Source organism: Citricoccus sp. I39-566, assembly GCF_031432995.1.
GTDB classification, from domain to species: domain Bacteria; phylum Actinomycetota; class Actinomycetes; order Actinomycetales; family Micrococcaceae; genus Citricoccus; species Citricoccus nitrophenolicus_A.
This window is the reverse complement of the sequence record NZ_CP133842.1, coordinates 2072630-2095570: the sequence shown is the minus strand read 5'-3', so window position 1 is coordinate 2095570 and position 22941 is coordinate 2072630. Positions and strand designations below refer to the sequence as shown.

22 protein-coding genes and 1 tRNA gene are annotated in these 22941 nt (G+C 71.9%); 9 read left to right on the top strand and 14 right to left on the bottom strand.

Going from position 1 to position 22941, the window contains the following annotated elements; all coding sequences use genetic code 11:
* Positions 1-30 precede the first annotated feature (30 nt).
* Both RE421_RS09580 and RE421_RS09575 read right to left on the bottom strand, forming a co-directional pair.
* The gene (locus tag RE421_RS09580; protein ID WP_309809148.1) at positions 31-774 is read right to left on the bottom strand and encodes a DNA-binding protein; all 744 of its coding nucleotides are present in this window, start codon (positions 772-774) and stop codon (positions 31-33) included.
* 10 nt (positions 775-784) lie between these two features.
* Entirely contained in the window at positions 785-1654 is an 870-nt protein-coding gene (locus RE421_RS09575) for a Nif3-like dinuclear metal center hexameric protein (RefSeq protein WP_309809146.1), read from the bottom strand.
* A 126-nt stretch (positions 1655-1780) separates the two neighbouring features.
* Between RE421_RS09575 and msrA the strand changes: the two genes are divergently transcribed.
* From msrA to epsC, 3 genes are all read left to right on the top strand, one after another.
* Entirely contained in the window at positions 1781-2320 is a 540-nt protein-coding gene (gene msrA, locus RE421_RS09570) for a peptide-methionine (S)-S-oxide reductase MsrA (protein WP_309817259.1), read from the top strand.
* Between the two features lie 62 nt (positions 2321-2382).
* Complete coding sequence (gene cysK, locus RE421_RS09565) at positions 2383-3315, top strand: cysteine synthase A (RefSeq protein WP_309809144.1); 933 nt, start codon at positions 2383-2385, stop codon at positions 3313-3315.
* 35 nt (positions 3316-3350) lie between these two features.
* Positions 3351-3935 (top strand): serine O-acetyltransferase EpsC, encoded by a 585-nt coding sequence (gene epsC / locus RE421_RS09560; RefSeq protein WP_309809142.1) that lies wholly within the window; start codon positions 3351-3353, stop codon positions 3933-3935.
* A 91-nt stretch (positions 3936-4026) separates the two neighbouring features.
* On the opposite strand, the gene gndA is transcribed toward epsC, so the two are convergent.
* The 7 genes from gndA to RE421_RS09525 form a co-directional block, all read right to left on the bottom strand.
* A complete protein-coding gene (gene gndA, locus RE421_RS09555; RefSeq protein WP_309809140.1) occupies positions 4027-5505 on the bottom strand; it encodes an NADP-dependent phosphogluconate dehydrogenase in 1479 nt (492 codons plus the stop codon).
* A gap of 105 nt (positions 5506-5610) precedes the next feature.
* The gene (gene ppk2, locus RE421_RS09550; protein WP_309809138.1) at positions 5611-6522 is read right to left on the bottom strand and encodes a polyphosphate kinase 2; all 912 of its coding nucleotides are present in this window, start codon (positions 6520-6522) and stop codon (positions 5611-5613) included.
* A gap of 242 nt (positions 6523-6764) precedes the next feature.
* Positions 6765-7181: an aspartate 1-decarboxylase gene (panD, locus tag RE421_RS09545; RefSeq protein ID WP_309817256.1), complete on the bottom strand. Its 417-nt coding sequence runs from the start codon at positions 7179-7181 to the stop codon at positions 6765-6767.
* Between the two features lie 142 nt (positions 7182-7323).
* Complete coding sequence (locus tag RE421_RS09540) at positions 7324-8253, bottom strand: hypothetical protein (RefSeq protein ID WP_309809136.1); 930 nt, start codon at positions 8251-8253, stop codon at positions 7324-7326.
* Between the two features lie 42 nt (positions 8254-8295).
* Positions 8296-8369, bottom strand: a tRNA-Val gene (locus tag RE421_RS09535).
* A 52-nt stretch (positions 8370-8421) separates the two neighbouring features.
* Complete coding sequence (locus RE421_RS09530; RefSeq protein ID WP_309809134.1) at positions 8422-8877, bottom strand: redoxin domain-containing protein; 456 nt, start codon at positions 8875-8877, stop codon at positions 8422-8424.
* Positions 8874-9326, bottom strand: coding sequence for a DUF3052 domain-containing protein (locus RE421_RS09525; RefSeq protein WP_309809132.1), 453 nt, complete (start codon positions 9324-9326; stop codon positions 8874-8876). Before RE421_RS09525 ends, RE421_RS09530 begins: the two co-directional genes overlap by 4 nt.
* Before the next feature lie 270 nt (positions 9327-9596).
* On the opposite strand from RE421_RS09525, the gene aceE reads away from it, so the two are divergent.
* The 6 genes from aceE (at position 9597) to RE421_RS09495 (ending at position 17682) form a co-directional block, all read left to right on the top strand.
* Entirely contained in the window at positions 9597-12347 is a 2751-nt protein-coding gene (gene aceE, locus RE421_RS09520) for a pyruvate dehydrogenase (acetyl-transferring), homodimeric type (protein WP_309809131.1), read from the top strand.
* A gap of 146 nt (positions 12348-12493) precedes the next feature.
* Positions 12494-13678 (top strand): helix-turn-helix domain-containing protein, encoded by a 1185-nt coding sequence (locus RE421_RS09515; RefSeq protein WP_309809128.1) that lies wholly within the window; start codon positions 12494-12496, stop codon positions 13676-13678.
* A gap of 166 nt (positions 13679-13844) precedes the next feature.
* Positions 13845-14780, top strand: a complete 936-nt coding sequence (locus RE421_RS09510) for an ACP S-malonyltransferase (RefSeq protein WP_309809127.1) — start codon at positions 13845-13847, stop codon at positions 14778-14780.
* A gap of 103 nt (positions 14781-14883) precedes the next feature.
* The gene (locus RE421_RS09505; RefSeq protein WP_309809125.1) at positions 14884-15936 is read left to right on the top strand and encodes a beta-ketoacyl-ACP synthase III; all 1053 of its coding nucleotides are present in this window, start codon (positions 14884-14886) and stop codon (positions 15934-15936) included.
* Positions 15937-16011: 75 nt separating this feature from the next.
* Entirely contained in the window at positions 16012-16260 is a 249-nt protein-coding gene (locus tag RE421_RS09500; protein WP_309809124.1) for an acyl carrier protein, read from the top strand.
* A gap of 162 nt (positions 16261-16422) precedes the next feature.
* Complete coding sequence (locus RE421_RS09495) at positions 16423-17682, top strand: beta-ketoacyl-[acyl-carrier-protein] synthase II (protein WP_309809122.1); 1260 nt, start codon at positions 16423-16425, stop codon at positions 17680-17682.
* 131 nt (positions 17683-17813) lie between these two features.
* Here the strand turns inward: RE421_RS09495 and RE421_RS09490 are convergent, their stop codons facing one another.
* The 5 genes from RE421_RS09490 to RE421_RS09470 form a co-directional block, all read right to left on the bottom strand.
* Entirely contained in the window at positions 17814-18317 is a 504-nt protein-coding gene (locus RE421_RS09490; protein WP_309809120.1) for a DUF3145 domain-containing protein, read from the bottom strand.
* A gap of 261 nt (positions 18318-18578) precedes the next feature.
* On the bottom strand, positions 18579-19607 hold the full coding sequence (locus RE421_RS09485) for a tyrosine recombinase XerC (protein ID WP_309809118.1): 1029 nt from the start codon (positions 19605-19607) through the stop codon (positions 18579-18581).
* Positions 19608-19627: 20 nt separating this feature from the next.
* A complete protein-coding gene (locus RE421_RS09480) occupies positions 19628-20914 on the bottom strand; it encodes a DNA-processing protein DprA (RefSeq protein ID WP_309809116.1) in 1287 nt (428 codons plus the stop codon).
* Positions 20911-22491, bottom strand: a complete 1581-nt coding sequence (locus tag RE421_RS09475) for a YifB family Mg chelatase-like AAA ATPase (RefSeq protein WP_309809114.1) — start codon at positions 22489-22491, stop codon at positions 20911-20913. The genes RE421_RS09480 and RE421_RS09475 overlap by 4 nt, the downstream gene beginning before the upstream one ends.
* Entirely contained in the window at positions 22488-22892 is a 405-nt protein-coding gene (locus RE421_RS09470; RefSeq protein ID WP_309809112.1) for a YraN family protein, read from the bottom strand. Before RE421_RS09470 ends, RE421_RS09475 begins: the two co-directional genes overlap by 4 nt.
* Positions 22893-22941 lie beyond the last annotated feature (49 nt).

Genomic DNA, 22941 nt, shown 5'->3' with positions numbered 1-22941 from the left:
GGAGCGGGCGTGGTGCGGGACCGGTCGAGTCTAGGCCTGTTCGGCACGGACCAGGATGGCTCCCGAATCGGGGCAGTAGGCCAGCGTCTCCACGGGTGTCTGTTCGATCTGGGCCAGGTCGGCGGGGCTGATCGGCATGCCGGAGGCCTCGGAGGTGTTGCCGACCAGCCGGGCCGCCCCGATCCCGCCGCTGCGCTCCCGGATCCTGTCGTAGTGGGCCACTAGGTCCGCCGGCAGGGTGGCGGCCAGCGCCTTGCGCTGCCCGGTGAGGTCGTTGCCCTCGGCGGCGACGCCGGAGGCCTCCTGCTTCACGGCGGCGCCCCGTTCCTGGGCGGCGGCCCGTGCCGCGGCGAGATCCCGCTGGGCCGTGGCATCGACGCCCTCGGCCTGTTCAGCGGCCTCCATGGCCTCCAGCTCGGTGCCCTCGTGCTCGTCCTGCAGCGACTTCAGGGTGGCCAGCTCGTGCATCATGTTCTCGAGGTCCTTGGCCGAGCCCTGGCCGGCGTCGAGGCGTTTCTGGTTGCGGTCCCGGTGTGCCTGCACCTCGGCCACGCGGGTCTCGGCCCGCCGGACCGCCTCGCGGGCGTCCTGGAGCGCGGCGGCCGTCTGCTCTGCGGTGGCCTGCCGGTCGGCGAGCGTCCGCTGCAGGGCCGCGTACTGGGGGTCCTGGCGCAGCTGCTGCATGCGGTGCCGGGCCCGGTCCAGCGCCGTGTCCAGCTGCTGCAGGTCCAGGAGCCGGAGCTGGTCGGCGGGTGATGCTGTGGGGTTACTCATGGCGGGCTCCTCAGCTGCCGGGGGTCAGGACGAAGTCCCAGGGGTCGGTGTTCTGCCCGCTCACGGCGATCTCCACGTCGAAGCCGCTCTCGGCGAGCAGGGTGTCCAGCGCCTGGGCCGCGGCGGGCAGCCACAGCCATTCGCTGCCGAAGTGGGAGACCTCCACGAGGTAGGGGCGGCCGCCGGTCAACCGGGCGGCTTCCCGGAGCTCGGAGGCGGGGTGGTGGCGCAGGTCCGCGGTGACGTAGACGTCCGCGGCGGCGGCCCGAACCTCGTCGAACAGGCCGTCCCCCGCCCCGCCGCACACGGCCACCCGGTGCACGATCCCGTCCCGGTCCCCCGCCACGCGCACCCCGCCGGCCACGGCGGGCACCGCGCCGTACACGCGGGCGGCGAACTCGGACAGGGGCATGGACTGCTCCAGGGTGCCCACCCGGCCGAGCCCCTCCTCCGGCAGGCCGTCCCGGACGGGGGCCAGCGGGACCACGTCCTGCAGGCCGAGGATGTCGGCGAGGACGTCGGAGACCCCGCCCACGGCGGAGTCGGCGTTGGTGTGCGCGGTCAGCAGGGCGCAGCCACCCTCGATCAGGGTGTGGACGATGCGACCCTTGTACCCGGTGGCCGCCACCGAGTGCACCCCGCGCAGCAGCAGCGGATGGTGGGTCACCAGCAGCTGGGCTCCGGCGCCCACGGCCTCGTCCGCCACGTCCTGGACGGGGTCCACGGCGAAGTGGATGCGTTCGACCGGCTGATCGGGGCGGCCGGCCACCAGTCCGGTGGCGTCCCAGCCCTCGGCCAGCGAGGCCGGCCACAGCTCCTCGAAGCACTCCAGGACCTGGGCCAGGGTCGGTGTCCGGGTGCTCTGGGTCTGCGCGCTCATGAGGCCATTCTGCCTGAGACGGGAATGAACGCGGTCGAAGCGGTGCTGTAGGCGGATGTGAGCGATCTTGAGAACACGCACGCCGCCCCAGCCACCCCAGAGCACCAGCAGCCGTCCCCGCGGGTCCTGACCGTGGCCGGCGGCTGCTTCTGGTGCCTGGACGCCGTCTACCGGAGGATCCGGGGCGTCACCGCCGTGGAGTCCGGGTACACCGGCAGCGACTGGCCGGACCCGGACTACGAGTCCGTGTGCACCGGCCGGACCGGCCACGCGGAGGGCGTCCGCGTGGCCTTCGACGAGTCGGTCATCAGCGCGGACATGGTCCTGGACCTGTTCTTCACGGGCCACGACCCCACCACCCTGAACCGCCAGGGCCATGACGTGGGCACCCAGTACCGCTCGGCCCTGTTCGCCGCGGACGCCGCGGACGAGGAGCTGTTCCGTGCCGCCATCCGGCGCAACCAGGAGAACTGGCCGGACCCGATCGTCACCACCATCGAGCCTCTGGGCGCCTGGTACCCGGCCGAGTCCTTCCACCAGGACTTCTACTCGAACCGCCCGGACGTCGGATACTGCCACGTGATCATCACGCCGAAGCTGGCCGCGGTGCGCCGGCGTTACTCCTCGTGGCTCGTGGAGCCCTCACCGACGCTCGGCCTGTCCTAGGCTGAACCGCAGTACCGCTCCGCCCACGTCACCCCCCATTCGCTGTCGGAAGGAATACCGCTGTGGCCATTCTGAACAACATCACCGAAGCCATCGGCAACACGCCGCTCATCATGCTCAACCAGCTGACCGAGTCCCTGCCCGGCAAGGTCGCCGTCAAGGTCGAGTTCTACAGCCCGGCGAACTCGGTGAAGGACCGCATCGGCCGCTCCATCGTCGACGCCGCCGAGGCGTCCGGTGAGCTGCGGCCCGGGGGCACCATCGTGGAGGGCACCTCCGGCAACACCGGCATCGCGCTGGCCATGGTCGGGGCGGCCCGCGGCTACAAGGTCATCCTGACCATGCCGGAGACCATGTCCAATGAGCGCCGCGTGATGCTGCGCGCCTACGGTGCCGAGATCGTCCTCACCCCGGGAGCGGACGGCATGCGGGGCGCCCTGGAGAAGGCACAGCAGATCGTCGCCGACTCGGACAACGCCATCTGGGCCCGCCAGTTCTCCACCCAGGCCAACGTCCAGGCCCACTATGACACCACCGGCCCCGAGATCTGGGCCGACTCCGAGGGCGCCGTGGACATCCTGGTCTCCGGCATCGGCACCGGCGGCACCATCACCGGCGCCGGCCGCTACCTGCGCGAGCAGAAGCCCGGGATCGGGATCGTGGCCGTGGAGCCCGCCGACTCCCCCATCCTCTCGGGGGGCAAGCCCGGCCCGCACAAGATCCAGGGGCTCGGCGCGAACTTCGTCCCGGACGTCCTGGACACGGAGATCTATGACGAGGTCTACACCGCCGACCTGGAGGAGTCCGTCTCCGTGGCCCGCACCATGGGCACGCGCGAGGGCATCCTCGGCGGCATCTCCGCCGGCGCCATCGTCTCCGCCGCCCTCGAGATCGCCGGGCGCGAGGAGAACCGGGACAAGCTGATCGTGGCCATCGTCCCGGACTTCGGTGAGCGCTACATCTCCACCGTGCTCTTCGAGGACATCCGCGGCTGATCAGCCGGACCATCCCAGCTACCGAAAGGCCTCTTGTGGGTTTCCTGTCCCGACTGAAGGAAGACATCGCCAATGCCCGGGCCCATGACCCGGCCGCGCGCGGCGATGTGGAGGTGGCGGTGGTCTATTCGGGGCTGCACGCCATCTGGGCGCACCGGCTGACCCACCGGATGTGGCAGGTCGAGAGGCTCAAGACCCCGGCCCGCATCCTGTCCCAGGCCACCCGCACGCTGACCGGGATCGAGATCCACCCCGGCGCCACGATCGGCCGGCGCTTCTTCATCGACCACGGCATGGGCGTGGTCATCGGCGAGACGGCCGAGATCGGCGACGACGTGATGCTCTACCACGGCGTCACCCTCGGCGGCCGTTCGCTGGAACAGGTCAAGCGTCACCCCACGCTGCGCGACGGCGTGGTGGTCGGCGCCGGGGCGAAGGTCCTCGGCCCGGTGGAGATCGGGAAGGGGTCCTCCGTGGGGGCCAATGCGGTGGTCGTCAAGGACACCCCTGCCGACGCCATCGCCACCGGGATCCCCGCCACCTGGCGCCCCCGGGCCCCTCGGGAGCACCAGGCGGCCGTGGACCCGGCGGAGTACGTGGACCCCGCCATGTGGATCTGATGCAGTAGACCCCGGTACGACGACGGCCGGCACCTTCCGCTGGAAGGTGCCGGCCGTCGTCGTGGTGTCCGGTCCTGGCGGGTGGGGGGGGTCAGGCCTCGACCTCGGTGCGGTCGCCGGACCACAGGGTGTGGAAGGAGCCGTCCCGGTCCACCCGGCGGTAGGTGTGGGCGCCGAAGTAGTCCCGCAGCCCCTGGGTCAGGGCGGCGGGCAGGCGCTCGCGGCGCAGCCCGTCGTAATAGGACAGCGCCGAGGAGAACACCGGCACGGGCACCCCGGCCGACGCCGCCGTGGCCACGACGCGGCGCCAGGCCGGCAGGGCGGCGGCGATGGCATCGCGGAACTCGGGCGCGAACAGCAGGTTGGCCGGCTGGCCCTCGGCCGTGGTGCCCGGCGCCGGGCGGCGGTCCGTGTCCCGGCCGCCGTAGGCCCTCATGATGACGTCGAGCAGGTCGGCGCGGATGATGCAGCCGTCCCGCCACAGGGAGGCGATGGTGCCGAGGTCCAGGGACCAGCCGTATTCAGCGGCCGCCGCGGTGAGCATGTCCAGGCCCTGGGCGTAGGAGACCAGCTTCGAGGCGTAGAGCGCCAGGCGCACGTCCTCCACGAAGGCCTCCCGGTCGGCGTCCTGCGGGGGGTTCACCGGATCGGTGCCCGCGGCCAGCAGCTGCTGGGCGGTGGCCCGGATGGACGGCTGGCTGGACAGGGAGCGGGCGAAGACGGACTCGGCGATGGCCCCGATGGGCGAGCCCAGGTCCAGCCCGGAGATGGCGGTCCAGCGGCCGGTGCCCTTCTGGCCGGCGGCGTCCGCGATCACGTCCACCAGGGGCTTCCCGGTGGCGGCGTCGGCGTGGCCCAGGACCTCGGCGGTGATCTCGATCAGGTAGGAGGCCAGCTCCGTGGTGTTCCAGTCGCGGAAGATGCCGGCCTGCTCGGCGGGCTCGATCCCGCCCACGGAGCGCAACAGGTCATAGGCCTCGCCGATGACCTGCATGTCCGCGTACTCGATGCCGTTGTGGACCATCTTGACGAAGTGCCCGGCGCCGTCCGTGCCGATCCAGGCGCAGCAGGGGTCCCCCTCGTAGTGCGCCGAGATCTTCTCCAGCATGGGGCCGAGGGCCGCGTAGGACTCCTCCGGGCCGCCCGGCATGATCGCGGGGCCGTTCAGGGCGCCCTCTTCGCCGCCGGAGACGCCGATGCCCACGAAGTGCAGGTCCCGCGCGGCCAGCGCGGCCTCACGACGGCGGGTGTCCTCGTAGTGCGAGTTGCCGGCGTCGATCACGATGTCCCCCGGCTCCAGCAGCGGCATGAGCGTCTCGATCACGCTGTCCACGGGCGCCCCGGCCTGGACCATGATCAGCACGCGGCGCGGCACGGCGAGGTTCTCCACCAGCTCGGCCAGGGTCTCGGTGGGGATGAAGGTGCCGTCGCTGCCGTGGTCCGCGACCAGGGCGTCGGTGCGGGCCCGGCTGCGGTTGTGCAGGGCCACGGTGTACCCGTTCCGGGCGAAGTTCCGGGCCAGATTGGCCCCCATGACCGCCAGTCCCGTCACGCCGATGTCAGCCTTCATGCCGTTCCTTCCGTTCCGTCCCCGCGGCGTGCTGTACCGCGGGATGCCGGATCCCAGCCTAAGGGACCGGACCGGGCCGGCGTCGCCCGCCTCTCCGGGGGCGGATCAGTCCCCGACGGCGTCCCGGCCTCGGCGGACGATCAGCGGATCGGGCGTGCCGACCACCTCGTGGTCCTTGTCGTCGTACTCGAACTGGGACAGGAAGTACCGGATGGCGTTCAGGCGGGCCCGCTTCTTGTCATTGGAGCGGATGGTGGTCCAGGGCGCGTGGTCCGTGTCCGTGTGCAGGAACATGGCCTCCTTGGCGGCGGTGTAGTCCTCCCAGCGGTCCAGGGACTCCAGGTCCATGGGCGAGAGCTTCCACCGGCGGACCGGGTCGATCTGGCGGATGGCGAAGCGGGTGCGCTGCTCGGACTGGGTCACGGAGAACCAGAACTTGGTCAGGTGGATGCCCTCGTCCACCAGCATCTTCTCGAACAGGGGGACCTGGTTCATGAAGGTGGTGTACTGATCGTCCGAGCTGAAGCCCATGACCCGTTCCACCCCGGCGCGGTTGTACCAGGAGCGGTCGAACAGCACGATCTCCCCCTCCGTGGGGAAGTGGTTGATGTAGCGCTGGAAGTACCACTGGCCCTGCTCGCGGTCCGAGGGCTTGTTGAGCGCCACCACGCGGGCGGTGCGGGGGTTCATGTACTCGGTGAAGCGCTTGATGGTGCCGCCCTTGCCGGCGGCGTCCCGGCCCTCGAAGAGGATGAGGTGCCGCTGGCCGGTGTCCTCGCCCCAGTACTGCAGTTTGAGCAGCTCGATCTGCAGCAGGTACTTCTGGACGTCGTACTCCTCGCGGGAGAGCCGCTCCTCGTAGGGGTAGTCCTCGCGCCAGGTCTCCACGGCCTTGCCGTCCGGGGTGATCAGGTCCGGGTCCGGCGTGTGCTTGTCGGCCACCGTGTAGCCGCCCTCGCGGAGCTTGTCGATGAACTCGCGCAGGTTCTCTCGGGGGGCGTCCGCGGAAAGCAGCATGGGGTGGATCTCCTTCTGGACCGGGGGCCGGCCGGGTTGGGCCTTCATTGTCCATCATCTCCTCGGTCGCGCGAGGGCCGGCGGCGTCACGCCGGGACACACCGGTGAACAACCCGTGAACACTCCCACGGATCGGTCGGGGGTTGCTCACGGAACGGTCGCGGGACGGCCGGGGAGAACGACGACGGCCGGCCGCATGGGGCGGCCGGCCGTCGGTGCGGCTGGGGTCGGGTCCGGCGGACCTAGCGTGCGACCGCGTAGGGCGGGCGCTGCAGGTCCGCGGCCAGGGCCTCCGAGGGGTCGATGCCGAGGTCCACGATCCGGTTGTCCGCGTCCACGTGCACCACGCTCGGCACGAGGGCCCGGGCCTCGGCGTCCTCGAGCTGCGCGTAGGTGATGAGGATGACGGTGTCCCCCACGTCCACGAGGTGCGCGGCGGCGCCGTTGATCCCGAGCACGCCCGAGCCCCGCTCGCCGGCGATGGTGTAGGTCTCGAGCCGCGCCCCGTTGGTCACGTCGACGATCGCCACCAGCTCGCCGGGGAGGATGTCCGCGGCGTCGAGCAGGTCCTGGTCCACCGTCACGGAGCCGACGTAGTGCAGGTCGGCGTGGGTCACGGTGGCCCGGTGGATCTTCGATTTGAACATGGTCCGGGTCATGGCCATGGTGTGTTTCCCTTCGTCAGGGCGGTCGGTCCCTTGGTGAGTCCTCTCCGATCCAACGCCGCGGCGGGGCGTCGCATTCCTGAGGGCATCCCCACGATTTTACGCCATGGCCCGCCAGCCACGCGGAGACCGGCTCCTAGTCTCCTGTGGCCTCCAGGTGCCGGGCCGTCTCGAAGGCGGGGTGCCGGGGGTCGAACGCCACACTGCCGTCCTCGATCTCGGTGACCGCCTGGATCCCGGCCTCGCTGGCCCAGAACAGGTTCGGGTCCATCGCGTTGCGCCCCTTCTGGTACCCCTCGATGGTCCACCCGACCATCTGCTGGGCGGCCTCCACCGCCTCGTCAGCCGCCCCGATGGTGTACCAGGCGAAGACGCCCCGGTCCGGGATGGAGAACAGGTATCCGGCCGGCCCGGGCCGCCGGCCCTCCACCTGCTCAATGACGTCCGCGCCGACGACGGCCCGCAGCGCGGTCTCCGACCCGAGGCCGACCAGCGCCGTGAACAGCAGGTCGTCGTCCCGCGTGACCTGGTCCTCCGGCACCTGACGCAGGCTGGCGGCGGCGGCCTCCTGCACCCGGTCCCAGCCACCGAGCCGGTCCAGGCTCTCCTGGTTGAGGGCGTGGTCGGGCTCGTCGGCGCCCTGCTCCAGGGCCAGCACCTGGACGAGCCCGGGGGCGAACTCACGCCAGGCCAGCGTGGGCCCCGCCGGCAGGTCCTCCGGTGGATACAGCCCGACCACCGCGTGCTCGAGGGCCCGCTCGGAACCGTCGGCCTCCAGCGCCCGGGGCGTCGTCATGGCGTCGAGGAGCAGGGTGAAGTGCAGCATGACCACGCCGAGGAAGTCGTCGCCCTCCGCCCCCAGCTCGGCGAGCCGCGTCGCGAGGGGCTCCAGCTCGAGACGCTCGCCCCGCGGGCCCTCCAGGTGGCGTGGGTGGACGGTCACGGGCCCGAGGCGGTCCTCGACGATCTTGGCGCCGACCTCCCGCAGCCTTCCGGCCTGCTTCTCGGTCAGCATCGTCAGGTCGGCGTCCATGGCCGGTGTGCGGAACAGATCAAGGAATCCCATGGCCGTATCCTGTCACGACTCCAGGACGGGGTCGTCTCGAGGTGGGCCCAGAGGGACTCGAACCCCCGACCCCTTCGGTGTAAACGAAGTGCTCTAACCAACTGAGCTATAGGCCCCGAAGCGTCCATGCTAGCCGAGATGGTGGGCCCAGATGGTCAGCACAGAGGGTCAGTCCAGATGGTCCTCGAGTCGCCGCTGAGTGCCGGCCTCGGCGCGGACCCGGGCGAACACCGTGCCGGCGGCGTCCACGAGCACGCTCGACCGGTGCGGCCTGCCGGTGGTCTCGTTGAGCTCCCCCACCGCGCGGGCGGCGGCCCCGTGGGGCCAGAAGTCGGAGAGCAGCGGCGTGTTGATCCCGAGGTCCTCGGCCACGGTGCGCAGCACCGCGGCCGAATCGCAGGAGAGGACCCGGAGCCCGACGCCGGCCGGGGCCAGCCGCGCGGCGAGGTCGTCCACCCAGGTCAGTTCCGCCATGCACACCGGGGTGAAGGCCCCCGGCAGGAACAGGAGCCAGACGCGGGACGGGACCGGGCCGGCGTCGTGCGCGGGTGCCAGCGGCGGCCAGGGCCACGGCTGGCCGTGCTGGTCCCGGAGGGCTGGCGGCTCCCCCGGGCCGGGCGTCACAGGTTGCGCTTGCCGACCAGTCGGGTGGCGGACCAGTCCGCGGACACCCCGGCGGTGGTGGTCACGTGCAGTCCGGCCGTGGGCGCGGACTCGTTGACATCGGCCGGCGAGACGTGCCCGTCACGGCCGTTGCGCGGCGTCATCAGCCACAGCACTCCCCCGGTGTCCAGGGACGTCTGCGCATCCATCAGGGCGTCGGCCAGGTCGTCGACGTCCCCGTCCGCCTCCCGCCACCACAGCATGACGGCATCCACTGGTTCCTGATCCTCCTCGGTGAGGATCTCGGTGCCGAGCTCGTCCTCGAGGGTGTTCCGGAAGTCGAAGTCGATGTCCTCGTCGAAACCGAGTTCCTGGACCAGTTGACCTGCCGAAAGGCCCAACTTCGCGGCCGGCCCGTCACTGGTCTCCGTCGGTCCCCCCACCGCGGGGGCGGAGTCTGGCTGGTTCACATCTCTCCTTGACTGTTGCGAGCTACCCATAAGGGCATCATCTCACCAGATTACGTGGTCTCGGACACTCCGGGCCATGACACCGTGTCCCAGCCGGGCAGGGGGCACGTCATGGAGTGCGCCGGGGCCTGCAGGACAGGCGGTACAGGTTATACAGTCGGGGATGGAAGCAGGGGACCCGCCGCACTTGCGTCCCGCCCGGATGATCCCGGGACGGACCGCGGGGCCCGCCAGACCAGCGGATCACCGTCCGCCGACAGAGAGGTTGCCGTGAGCGCAGCTGAAGAGAGCTCCCACATCCTGAGTGGCCTGACCAACCAGATGCCCGACAAGGATCCGCAGGAGACGGCCGAATGGATCGAGTCCTTCGACGGACTCGTCGAGGCGCGCGGGACGGAGCGCGCGGAGTACATCATGCGCCAGCTCCTGCAGCGCGCCGGGACCAAGTCCGTCGGCGTGCCGATGGTCACGACCACGGACTACGTCAACACCATCCCGGTGGACCAGGAGCCCGAGTACCCCGGTGACGAGGAGCTCGAGCGCCGCTACCGCAACTACCTGCGGTGGAACGCCGCCATGATCGTCCAGCGCGCCCAGCGCGAGGGCGTGGGCGTGGGCGGGCACATCTCCTCCTACGCCGGCCAGGCCACCCTCTACGAGGTGGGCCTGAACCACTTCTTCCGCGGCCAGGACCACCCGGGTGGCGGCGACCAGATCTTCTACCAGGGCCACTCCTCCCCGGGCAACTACGCCCGCGCCTTCCTCGAGGGCCGGCTCACCGAGGAGCAGCTCGACGGCTTCCGCCAGGAGAAGTCCAAGGCCCCGAATGCCCTGCCGTCCTACCCGCACCCGCGCATGCAGAGCGACTTCTGGCAGTTCCCCACGGTGTCCATGGGCCTGGGCCCGATCAACGCCATCCACCAGGCGCAGTTCAACCGCTACCTGCACAACCGCGGCATCAAGGACACCTCGGACCAGCACGTCTGGGCCTTCCTCGGTGACGGCGAGATGGACGAGCCGGAATCGCGCGGTGCCCTGCACATCGCCGCGAACGACAAGCTGGACAACCTGACCTTCGTCATCAACTGCAACCTGCAGCGCCTCGACGGCCCGGTCCGCGGCAACGGCAAGATCATCCAGGAGCTGGAGGCCTACTTCCGCGGCGCCGGCTGGAACGTCATCAAGCTCCTCTGGGGCCGCGAGTGGGACCAGCTGCTGGACCAGGACGACGAGGGCGAGCTCGTCCGGATCATGAACGAGACCCTGGACGGCGACTACCAGACCTACAAGGCCGAATCGGGCGGCTTCGTGCGCGAGCACTTCTTCGGCCGGTCCTCCGTGACCAAGGACATGGTCGCCGACATGTCGGACGACGAGATCTGGGGCCTCAAGCGCGGCGGCCACGACTACAACAAGGTCTACGCCGCCTACAAGGCCGCCATGGACTACCGGGGCAAGCCGACCGTCATCCTGGCGCAGACGGTGAAGGGCTACGGGCTGGGCCACAACTTCGAGGCCAAGAACTCGACCCACCAGATGAAGAAGCTCACGGTCGAGGACGTCAAGGGTTTCCGCGACCGCCACCGCATCCCCATCACGGACGAGCAGATCGAGGCCGATCCGTACAACGTGCCGTACTACCATCCCGGCGCCGACGCCCCGGAGATCAAGTACATGATGGAGCGCCGCCGGCAGCTCGGCGGCTTCACGCCGGAACGCCGCGACGGCTACGACCGGATCCCGATGCCGCCGGAGGCGACGTACAAGCACGCCCGCAAGGGCACCGGCAAGCAGCAGGCCGCCACGACCATGGCGTTCGTGCGCCTGCTCAAGGACCTGATGCGGGACAAGAACATCGGCAACCGGATCGTGCCGATCATCCCGGACGAGGCCCGCACCTTCGGCATGGACTCGTTCTTCCCGACGGCCAAGATCTACAACCCCAAGGGCCAGAACTACCTCTCCGTGGACCGGGACCTGTTCCTGTCCTACAAGGAGTCCACCTCCGGCCAGCTCTACCACGTGGGCATCAACGAGGCCGGGGCCACCGCGGCCATGACCGCGGTGGGCACGTCCTACTCCACGCACGGCGAGCTGATGATCCCCGTGTACATCTTCTACTCGATGTTCGGCTTCCAGCGCACCGGGGACGCCTTCTGGGCGGCCGGCGACCAGCTGGCCCGTGGCTTCGTGATCGGCGCCACCGCGGGCCGCACCACCCTGGCTGGCGAGGGCACCCAGCACATGGACGGCCACTCGCCGATCCTGGCGGGCACCAACCCGGCGGTGAAGACCTACGATCCGGCGTTCTCCTTCGAGATCGCCCACATCGTGCGCCAGGGCCTGGAGGACATGTACGGCGAGCACGACCGCGGGGACGAGGTCCGCAACGTCATGTACTACCTCACCGTCTACAACGAGCCGATCATCCACCCGGCGGAGCCGGAGGACCTGGATGTGGAGGGCCTGCTCAAGGGCATCTACCGCTTCAGCCAGGGCGAGGGCGACGGGCCGAAGGTCCAGCTGATGGGCTCCGGCGTGTCCCTGCCCTGGGTGATCGACGCCGCCTCGCTCCTCGCCGAGGAGTGGGGGGTGTCCGCGGACGTGTGGTCGGTGACCAGCTGGACCGAGCTGCGCCGCGATGCGGTGGACGCCGAGCGCGAGGCCCTGCGGAACGAGGACGGCACCGCCCGCACGCCGTACATCACGCAGAAGCTGGACGGCGTCGAGGGTCCCATCGTGGCCACGACCGACTACGCGACCCTGGTCCCGGACCAGATCCGCCCCTTCATCCCGAACGACTTCGCCACCCTCGGCGCGGACGAGTTCGGCTTCGCCGACACGCGTGCGGCGGCCCGCCGCTACTTCCACATCGACACCCACTCGATGGTGGTCAGGGCGCTGCAGATGCTGGAGAAGGACGGTGCCGTCAAGGCCGGCACCGCGGCCGAGGCCTACCGGAAGTACCGGATCGACGACGTCAACGCCGGAACCACGGGCACCGTCGGCGGGGACTCCTGAGCCGGCCCTGACCCGGCGGTGACCCACGGCGGTCGGCGAGGTGCCCAGCGCACCTGGCCGGCCGCCGTCGCCCGTTGTGGGGTTCCCACAAACACCGCGCGTCACGCGCGTCACACCAGCCCCGTCCGGGGCCTATGCTCGAGACCATGTCCGAGGCCCGCAGCACCCCGCCCGCCCGCGCGATCTCCGCGGAGTCCCTGCGCCGGCTGCGGGCCCACCTGGGGGTGCTGAACACGGCGACCCTGCAGCGGCTGGACAGCACGCTGCCCTGGTACCGGCGGCTGACACCGGACGAGCGGTCCTCCCTCGGGCTGATCGCCCAACGCGGACTCACGGGCTTCCTCTCCTGGTTCGAGCGGCCCTCCACCTCCATCACCACCCTGCTGGGCGAGGTCTTCGGCGGGGCACCCACCGAGCTGACTCGGTCGATCAGCCTGCAGCGCGCCCTGCAGCTGATCCGCACCGTGGTGGACGTGGTGGAGACCCAGGTGCCGGAGATCGTGCAGGACCGGGACCAGACGCTCGTGCGCGAGGCCGTGCTGCGGTACTCCCGGGAGATCGCCTTCGCGCTGGCGGACGTCTATGCCCGGGCGGCCGAGAACCGGGGAGCGTGGGACAGCCGCAACGAGGCGGTGCTGCTGGATGCGGTCCTACGCGGGGAGGCCCCGGACGAGATCCTCTCCCGGGCCGCGGCCGCCGGATGGAACAGCGGCCGGGGCATCATGGTGATCGCCGGGCCGACCCCCACCGACGAACTGCCCGCCCGGCTCGCCGGCGCCCGCCGGGCCGCGGTCCGCGCCGGCTACGACCTGCTGGTGGGCGTCCAGTCCGAACGCATCGTCCTGGTGGTCGGTGGCGTGACCGAACCGCACCGCGCGGCCGAGGTCCTGACGCCCTGGTTCGGTGAGGGCCCGGTGGTCCACGGCCCCGTCTCGGAGTCCCTGGTGGATGCCCACCGCAGCGCGCGGGAGGCCCTGGCCGGGCTCGCCGCCGCGGCCGCGTGGCCGCGCGCGCCCCGCCCCTCCCACGCCCAGGACCTGCTGCCCGAGCGCGCCCTGCACGGTGACCGCGCCGCCGTCGACGTCCTGGTCCAGCGCGTCTACTCACCGCTGCTGGCCGCCGGCAACTCCCTGCTGGAGACCGTGGACACCTACTGTCAACTGGGGCACTCCCTCGAGGGCACCGCCCGCGAGCTGTTCATCCACGCCAACACCGTCCGGTACCGGCTGCGCCGGGTCACCGAGGTCACCGGCTGGGACCCGCTCGTCCCCCGGGACGCCTACGTGCTGCAGACGGCCCTCGCCGTGGGGCGCCTGCACCGATCGGACTGACCCGGCGAGTTGCCCTGGCGGATTGATCTGGCGGATCGAGACGGGAGGGCCGGGTGGGCCGGCCGGGGCCACTCCCTCCGGTTGTAGGAAACCTCTAACTCCCGGAGGTGAGCTTGGTGCCCCTGCCGCCCCGGAACCGGGTGACGGCTTTGACACAGTTAAGGGCATGCTTGCGATCGTGTGCCCCGGACAGGGCTCTCAGACCCCCGGGTTCCTCACGCCATGGCTCGAGCTGGACGGCATGGCCGAGACCCTCGGCACCTGGTCCGCCGCGACCGGCGTCGACCTGACGGCCCACGGCACCGTCTCGGACGAGGCCACCATCAAGGACACGGCGGTGGCCCAGCCGCTCATCGTGGCCGCCGGCCTGCTGGCCGCCCGGGCCCTGGACCTCGACTCCCTGCCCGCCGCATCCTGGACGGCCGCCGGCCACTCCGTCGGCGAGATCACCGCCGCCGCCCTGGCCGGGGTGCTGACGGCGGAGACCGCCCTGGAGTTCGTCCGCATCCGCGCCACGGGCATGGCCCAGGCCTCCGCCGCCGAACCCACGGGCATGGCCGCCGTCCTCGGCGGCGATCCGGACGAGGTGCTCGCCAGCCTCGACGCGCACGGCCTCGTCCCGGCCAACGCCAACGGGGGCGGCCAGACCGTGGCCGCCGGATCGGCGGAGGCGCTGGCCGCCCTCGCGGCGAACCCCCCGGCCAAGGCCCGCGTCATCGCCCTGAAGGTCGCCGGCGCCTTCCATACCCCGTACATGGCTTCGGCCGTCCCCGCCCTGACCGCCTACGCCGACACGCTGACGGCCTCGGACCCGGCCGTCACCCTGCTGTCCAACCGAGACGGCCTCGCGGTGGGCTCCGGGCGGCAGTTCGTGGACCAGCTCGTAGACCAGGTGACCCGGCCGGTGCGCTGGGACCTGTGCATGGAGACCCTGCGTGAGGCCGGCGTCACCGGAATCCTCGAGGTCCTGCCCGGCGGCACGCTGACCGGACTGGCCAAGCGGGCCCTCAAGGGCACGGCCACACTGGCCGTGAGGTCCCCGGAGGACCTGGACGCGGCCCGGGCCTTCATCGCCGAGCACGGCAGCGGTGCCGCGGGCTGACGCCCGCCCGGACCGGCCGGCACGCTGACCGGCACGCACTCCGGCAACAGCACCCGAGAACACCCGCTGACAGCACAGCAGACCACTGAGACCCGAGGACACCATGACCGTCACCCTGAACCAGCACCAGCCCGTTGCCGGGAGCCGCATCCTGTCCGTGGGAGCGGCCCGCGGCAACCTGGTGGTGACGAATGACGACATCGCCGGGCCCATCGACTCCTCGGACGAGTGGATCCAGAAGCGGACCGGCATCGTCACCCGCCGTCGCGCCGACCGGGAGATGTCCCTCAACGACCTCACCACCACGGCGGCCACGGAGGCCATCGAGAAGGCCGGTCTCACGGGGTCGGACATCGACGCCGTCATCGTCTCGACCGTGACCTCGCCCTACGCGACCCCGTCCGCCGCGGCCGCACTGGCCCACGCCATTGGTGCGACCCCGGCTCCGGCCTTCGACATCTCCGCCGCCTGCGCCGGCTACTGCTACGGGGTGGCCCAGGCCGACGCGCTGGTGCGCTCCGGCATGGCCCGGCACGTGGTGGTCGTCGGCGCCGAGAAGCTCTCCGACTTCATCGACGAGACGGACCGCTCCATCTCCTTCATCCTCGGCGACGGCGCCGGAGCCGTGGTGGTGGGGGCCTCCGAGGAGACCGGCATCTCCCCCAGCGTCTGGGGCTCGGACGGCGAACGCTGGGAGACCGTGAGCATGACCCGCTCGATGCTCGACCTGCGCGACGCGGCCGAGACCGCCCGCCGGACCGGGGACACCTCCGCCCTGACCGACCCCAAGAACAAGCTGTGGCCGACCCTGCACCAGGACGGTCCGAGTGTGTTCCGGTGGGCCGTGTGGTCCATGGCCAAGGTCGCCCAGGAGGCTCTCGAGAAAGCCGGCATCACGGCGGATGACCTGGCCGCCTTCCTGCCGCACCAGGCCAACGAGCGCATCATCGACGAGCTGGCCAAGCAGCTGAAGCTGCCGGACACCGTGACGATCGGCCGGGACATCAAGGAGACGGGCAACACCTCCGCCGCCTCGATCCCGCTGGCCATGCACCGGGTCCTCCAGGAGGACCCCTCCCTCAGCGGGGGCCTCGCCCTCCAGATCGGTTTCGGCGCCGGGTTGGTCTACGGCGCCCAGGTGGTGCGGCTGCCCTAGGCCGCGCTGACTGAGCAGACCTCCACGTCATCCGACGCTGGATCACCATCACCACCCACACGCAAAGGAGCCACCATGGCAGCCAACAAGGAAGAGATCCTCGCGGGTCTCGCCGAGATCGTCAACGAGGAGACCGGCCTGGAGACCGAGGAGGTCCAGCTGGACAAGTCCTTCACCGACGACCTCGACATCGACTCCATCTCCATGATGACCATCGTGGTCAACGCCGAGGAGAAGTTCGACGTCAAGATCCCGGATGAGGAAGTCAAGAACCTCAAGACCGTCAACGACGCCGTCGAGTTCATCGCCAACGCCCAGGCCTGAACCGGTGGTGGAGCACCACCACCCGTGAGGAATCCGGCCGGCTGCGGGAACAGGATGATTCCCGACGCCGGCCGGCCCCTCCTCCGGCGGGCCGGCTTCCTCGCCGGCGCCCCTGAACAGCCAGCACGGGTCTGACGACCCGGCAGATCCGAAGGTAGACACATGAACCGCAAAGCCGTCATCACCGGGCTCGGTGCCACGACCCCCATCGGCGGTGACGTCCCGACCGTGTGGCAGAACGCCCTGGTTGGAACCTCCGGTGCCCGCCCCCTGGAACAGGAGTGGGTCGCCGAGTACGAGCTGCCCGTGACCTTCGCGGCGCAGGCCAGCAACCCGGTCTCCGAGAAGCTCTCCAAGGTGGAGATGAAGCGGATGGACCCCAGCACCCAGTTCGGGATGGTAGCCGCCCGCGAGGCCTGGGCCGATGCCGGGCTGGCCGTGGAGAAGGACGCCGACCCGCTCGTGGACCCCGACCGTTTCGCCGTGTCCTTCGGCACGGGCATCGGCGGCGTCTGGACCCTGCTGGACGGCTGGGACACCCTGCGGAACAAGGGGCCCCGCCGCGTGCTGCCCATGACCGTCCCGATGCTGATGCCCAACGGGCCGGCCGCCGCCATCAGCCTGGACCTCGGTGCCCGGGCCGGCGCCCGCACCATGGTCTCCGCCTGCGCCTCCGGCACCGAGGCGCTGGACATCGGTCTGGAGCTGATCCGCTCCGGGAAGGCCGACGTGGTGCTGTGCGGCGGGGCCGAGGCCGCCATCCACCCGTTGCCGATCGCCGCGTTCGCCTCGATGCAGGCACTCTCCCGCCGCAACGACGAGCCGGAGCGTGCCTCCCGGCCCTACGACCGCGACCGCGACGGCTTCGTGCTCGGCGAGGGCGCCGGCGCCCTGGTCCTCGAGTCCGCGGAGCATGCCGCCGCCCGAGGCGCCCGCGTCTACGCGGAGCTGGCGGGGACCGGCGTGACCTCGGACTCCTTCCACATCACCGCTCCCGAGGCGGAGGGGCTCGGGGCCTCCCGCGCGCTGCGCATGGCCCTCGAGGCGGCCGAGGCCGCGCCGGAGGACGTCCACCACGTCAACGCCCACGCCACCTCCACCCCGGTCGGCGACCGCCCCGAGTACCTGGCCATGCAGTCCGTGTTCGGCGATCACCTGGACCAGGTGGCGGTCTCGGCCACCAAGAGCCAGACCGGTCACCTGCTGGGAGCCTCCGGCGCCCTGGAGTCCGTGCTCTCCGTCCTGGCGGTCTACCACGGCCAGGCACCGGTGACCATCAACCTGGAGAACCAGGACCCGGACATCCCCCTCAACGTGGTGTCCGGCCAGCCCCGCGAGCTGCCGTCGGGACAGCGGGTGGCGATCAACAACTCCTTCGGGTTCGGCGGCCACAACGCCGTGTCCCTGTTCCGGGGCGTCTGATCCGTGCGGCCGGAGCCGGCTCCGACCGCCCGCCCCGGGGAGCCGGTAGGCACCGTTAAACAGCAGAACCCGCCAGGTCGTCCTGGCGGGTTCTGCTGTGTTCGGGAGGAACGAACGGAGGTGGTGCCGGTCTAGCCCACCTGGTGCAGCCAGCGGACCGGCGCGCCGTCGGCCGCCTGGCGGAAGGGCTCCAGCTCCTCGTCCCAGGCCTCGCCGAGCGCCAGGCTCAGCTCGTGGAAGACGGCCGAGGGGTCGCCCTGGGCCTGCTCGTAGGCGTAGCGGATGCGGTCCTCGGAGACCATGATGTTGCCGGTCACGTCCGTGGTGGCGTGGAAGATCCCCAGCTCGGGCGTGTGGGACCACCGGCTGCCGTCGGCACCGGCCGAGGCCTCCTCGGTGATCTCGTAGCGCAGGTGGGCCCATCCGCGCAGGGCCGAGGCCAGCCGGGAACCGGAGCCCTGGGGGCCGGTCCAGATGATCTCCGCGCGATAGGCGCCGTGGGACGCCGTCTGCGGCGCCCACTCCAAGGCGTCCTGGGCACCCAGAACAGCGCCCACCGCCCACTCGATGTGCGGGCAGAGCGCGGCCGGGGCCGAGTGGATATAGAGCATTCCACGGACCATTGATTCAGACATACGTTCCTCCCAGTGCTGTGCGGTACGTCTTCCCCAACGACCCCACAGGCCTGTGAACCGGATGGCCCACGGGAGGCGGCACCCCGTGCCGATGCCTCGATGTGTTCAGTTTCTGAAGTTCCTGCCGGAAGCGTCCGAAGTCAGCCTTGCGAATGACACCGGTGTGCTTCCGGCACCATTGTGCCCCACCAACCGACCCGAAGCCAACACCGACACCGTTGCGGCTGGGGCCGCCCCGTTCAGGCGCGTTTCAGGGGTAGGTCAGGCCCGGGGATGTGCCTGCCGGTAGCCCTCCCGCAGGCGTTCCACCGAGATGTGCGTATAGAGCTGGGTGGTCTGCAGGGAGGAGTGGCCCAGCAGTTCCTGCACGCTGCGCAGGTCGGCGCCGCCGTCCAGCAGGTGGGTGGCCGCCGTGTGGCGCAGCACGTGGGGTCCGCTGGCCGAGGTGTCCCCGAGCCCGGCGAGCGCACGGTTGACCACCTCCCGGATCTGCCGCACCCCCATCCGGCCGCCCCGCACCCCCAGGAACAGGGCCGCCTCCGCCGGGCCGGACTGGACCCCGGACGCTTCACCGGGCGGAACGGCCAGGTACCGCCGGCCCTGGTCCAGCCAGCGGTCGAGGGCGGCGGCGGCCGGCGCCCCGAAGGGAACCGTCCGCTGCCGGCTGCCCTTGCCCGTGACCACCATGGTGCGCCGCTCGTGATCTACGTCCTGGCGGTCCAGCCCGGCCAGCTCGGCCACGCGCACCCCCGTGGCGTAGAGCAGCTCCAGCAGGGCGGCGTCCCGCAGGGCGACGGCCCGCTCGCGGGGATCCTCCGCAACGCTGTCCCCGGCAGCCGCGAGCAGTCGGCCGGCCTGCTCGGCGCTGAGCGCGTCGGGCAGGTGGCCGCCGCGCTTCGGGCTGCTCAACCGCAGGGACGGGTCCTGCTCCAGATGTCCCCGGTTGACCGCCCAGGCCATGAAGACCCGGACGGAGGCCGTCTTCCGGGCCAGCGTGGACCGGGACCGGCCCGCAGCGGAGAGGCGGCCCAGCCAGCCGCGCAGGTCGGCCAGGTCGAGGGCGCCCAACACGTCCGGCCACGCCCCGTCCACCGGCTCCACCCCCGAGTGACGGGCCACGTCCCGGACCAGACCCTCCAGGTCCGAGGCATAAGCCCGGACGGTCTGGGGCGAGCGGTTCCGCTCGTGGATCAGGTGATCGGCGAAGCCCTCCACCCAGGAGCGGTCCCGCGCCGAGAGCCGGGGGGCGCCCCCGGCGGAGTCGGTGCGGGCGGCGGTGGAATCGGGCATACCTCCACTGTGCCACGGGCCTACCCGTGGGACACCGGGCCGCGCCGCCATCCGGAGGCGTGCTGCTCGGCCAGGGACTGCCGCTGGAGCTTCTTCAGGGTGCCCATGACCGTCCCCGGACCGAGGCCGGCGACGGCGCAGAGCCGGTCCACGGGCACCGGGCTGCGCAGCGGAAGTGCCTCGTAGACCAGCAGTTCCTCGACCGTCAGGTGGTCGTGGATCCGGGCGTCGGGTGACTCCGTGCCACCGCCCGCCGCGGAGGGGACTCCAGGTCCACGCCCCGAGCCGGGCTCCGGACCGGTGCCCAGCCCTCCGGGCATCAGGCCCAGTGCCTCTTCGAGGTCCGTCACCACCACGGCGGGCGATTCCCGCAGCAGCCGGTGGCACCCTGCGGACTGCGGCGAGGTGACCGGGCCGGGCACCACCCCGACCTCCCGGCCGAGGCCCAGGGCGTGGCCGGCCGTGTTCTGGGCGCCGGAACGCCACCGGGCCTCGACCACCAGGACCGCCCCGGACAGGGCCGCGATCAGGCGGTTGCGTTGCAGGAACCGATGCCGCGTGGGGCTGGCGCCGGGTGGCATCTCGGAGAGCAGGACCCCGCGGCCGGACACCTCCCGGAGCAGGTCCTCGTGGCCGGCCGGGTAGTAGCGGTCGAGGCCGCCGGCCATGACGGCCGCGGTCGGTGGCGTTCCCGTTCCGGAGGCCAGGGCCGCGCGGTGGGCCATCGCGTCGATCCCGTACGCTCCCCCGGACATCACCGTCAGGCTGCGGGCCGCCGCGCCGGATGCCAGGGTCCTCGTCACGGACTGCCCGTAGGCGGTGGCGTCCCGGCTGCCAACGACGGCCAGGGTGCTCTCCTGCCGGGGGACGGGCCCGCCGCCCCGGTACCAGAGGGCCACCGGTGCGGACGGGCCTAGGTCCTCGACGCCCGGCGGCCAGCCGGCGTCGCCCGGGATGAGCAGCCCGCCGCCGAGCCGGCCCAGGGACTCCAGGTCCCGCTCCGGGGCCAGGCTGGCGGTCCGCGCCGCCCAGCCCTCCAGGGATCTCGCCCAGGTCCGTTCCGTGAGCGGGGTCCCCTCGCCGGCGAGCACGAGGCTGAGTTCCTGCCGCTCGTCCGGGCCGGGGATGTCCGCCCCGGTGAGGATCTGGAGCGCGCGGGCGGCTCCCCACACCCGGACCGCGGTGGTCCCGAGGACTGATCCGGGCTCGATCAGCCGTGTCAGGGCGGCCCGGGCGAGACGCTCGGCCTCCGTGCCGGGGCCGGGGCCGGGGCCGGGGCCGGGGCCGGGGGCACTGTGCTGGCTCATGCGGTCTCCTCCCCCTCGCCGCGCCGCCTGAGGTAGAGCGCCGTGTCCACGTCCTCCGCCGACGGCCGGTCCGCCCCGCGCAGGTCGGCGACGGTCCAGGCCAGCCGCATGACGCGCGCGTGCCCCCGTGCGGTCAGCTCGGCCCGGTCCAGGGCGGCGTCCGCGCCGGCCCGCGCCCGGGCATCGATGGCCACCTCGCCGTCCCGCAGCAGGGCCGCCGGCAGGTGCGCGTTGCGGGACAGTCCGAAGGGGCGCAGCCGTGCGGCCTGCCTCGTCACCGCGGGCAGGATGCGCCGCCGGACGGCCTCGGAGCCCTCGCCGGCGGCACCGGAGGTCAGGGCCACGGCCTCCACGGCGGGGACGGTGACCTGGATGTCCACCCGGTCCAGCAACGGCCCGGAGAGCCGTGCCGTGTACCGGCGCCGCTGGACCGACGAGCACCGGCACCTGCTGCCCCGTCCGCCGCCCCAGCCGCAGGGGCACGGGTTGGCCGCCAGGACCAGCTGGAACCGGGAGGGATAGCGGACGGCCCCGGAGGACCGGTGCAGGGTGATGGTCCCGGACTCCAGCGGCTGGCGCAGGGCGTCCAGGGCGCGGCGGTCGAACTCGGGGGCCTCGTCCAGGAACAGGACGCCCCCGTGGGCCAGCGACGCCGCCCCGGGGCGGGCCAGCCCGGAGCCGCCGCCCACCAGGGCCGCCATGGACGCCGAGTGGTGGGGTGCCTGGAAGGGCGCGCGCCGGATGAGTCGGGCCGCATCCTGGGATCGCCCGCTCAGGGACCGCACGGCGGTGACCTCCAGCGCCGTGCGGTCGTCCAGCGGGGGCAGGATGCCCGGGAGTCGCTCGGCCAGCATGGTCTTCCCGGCGCCCGGGCTGCCCTCCAGCAGCAGGTGGTGTCCGCCGGCCGCGGCCACCTCCAGCGCGAAGCGGGCCTCGAACTGGCCGGCCACCTCGGCCAGGTCCGGCATCGTGCCGGGGTCCTCGGCGGCTCCCGGGGCTGGACCGGAGCCGGGCCCCGATGCCGGGCCGGCCAAGGCACTGGCCAACGGCGCATCCGGGCTGCCCCCGAAGGCCACGATCACCTCGTGCAGCGAGCGGAAGCCCCGCACCCTGGCCCCGGGGACCAGGGCGGCCTCAGCGCAGGACTCCTCGGCCACCACCACCTCGGGATGGCCGGCCTCCACGGCGGCCATCACGCACGGCAGCACCCCGGGAGCGTGCCGCAGCCGCCCGTCCAGGCCGAGCTCCGCCAGGAAGACGGGCCCCTCGGTCCCGTGCACCCGGTGGTCGGCGGCGTAGGCCGCCATCACGATCGCCAGATCGAAGCCGGGTCCCCGCTTGTGCAGGGCCGCGGGCACGAGGTTCACGGTGAGGTGGCGGCGGGTCAGCGGCAGCCCCGAGTTCCGGGCGGCGGCCTTGATCCGGTCCCGGCTCTCCTGCAGGGATTGGTCCGGCAGTCCGAGCAGCACGAAGCCCGGCAGGGACTGGCCGATGTCCGCCTCCACCTCCACGAGGTGGCCGTGCATGCCGGTGAGCGCCACCGCGAGGGTCCGGCCCATGACGGGCGGGCCGCTCATGGCCTGATGTCCTTGAGCACCTCGACGGACAGCCCGCCGCCGGCCGGCAGCAGCACCGAGACCGCGTCCACCCGCCATCCGGCCAGCCGCCGGGTCTCCGGGTGGGCGATGGCCCAGAGCTGCGCCAGCCGGTAGAGCCGGCGCAGCTTGCGGCCGGTGATGGCCTCGAAGGGGTGGCCATAGCCGGTCCCGCGGCGGGTCTTGACCTCCACGGCCACCCACCAGCCCTGGTGGATGGCCACGAGATCGAGCTCGCCGTCCGGGCACCGCCAGTTCCGGTCCGCGATCTCGTAGCCCTGGTCCTGCAGCCACCGGGCGGCCACGTCCTCGCCGAAACGCCCCAGTGCCGTGTGGGCTGATGATTCCTGCGGCCGGGTCCCGGCCGGTGCTGCGTGCTCCATTGATGCACCTCCACGCACCATCTTGCGCCGGGTGCCAGCCGACCCGGGG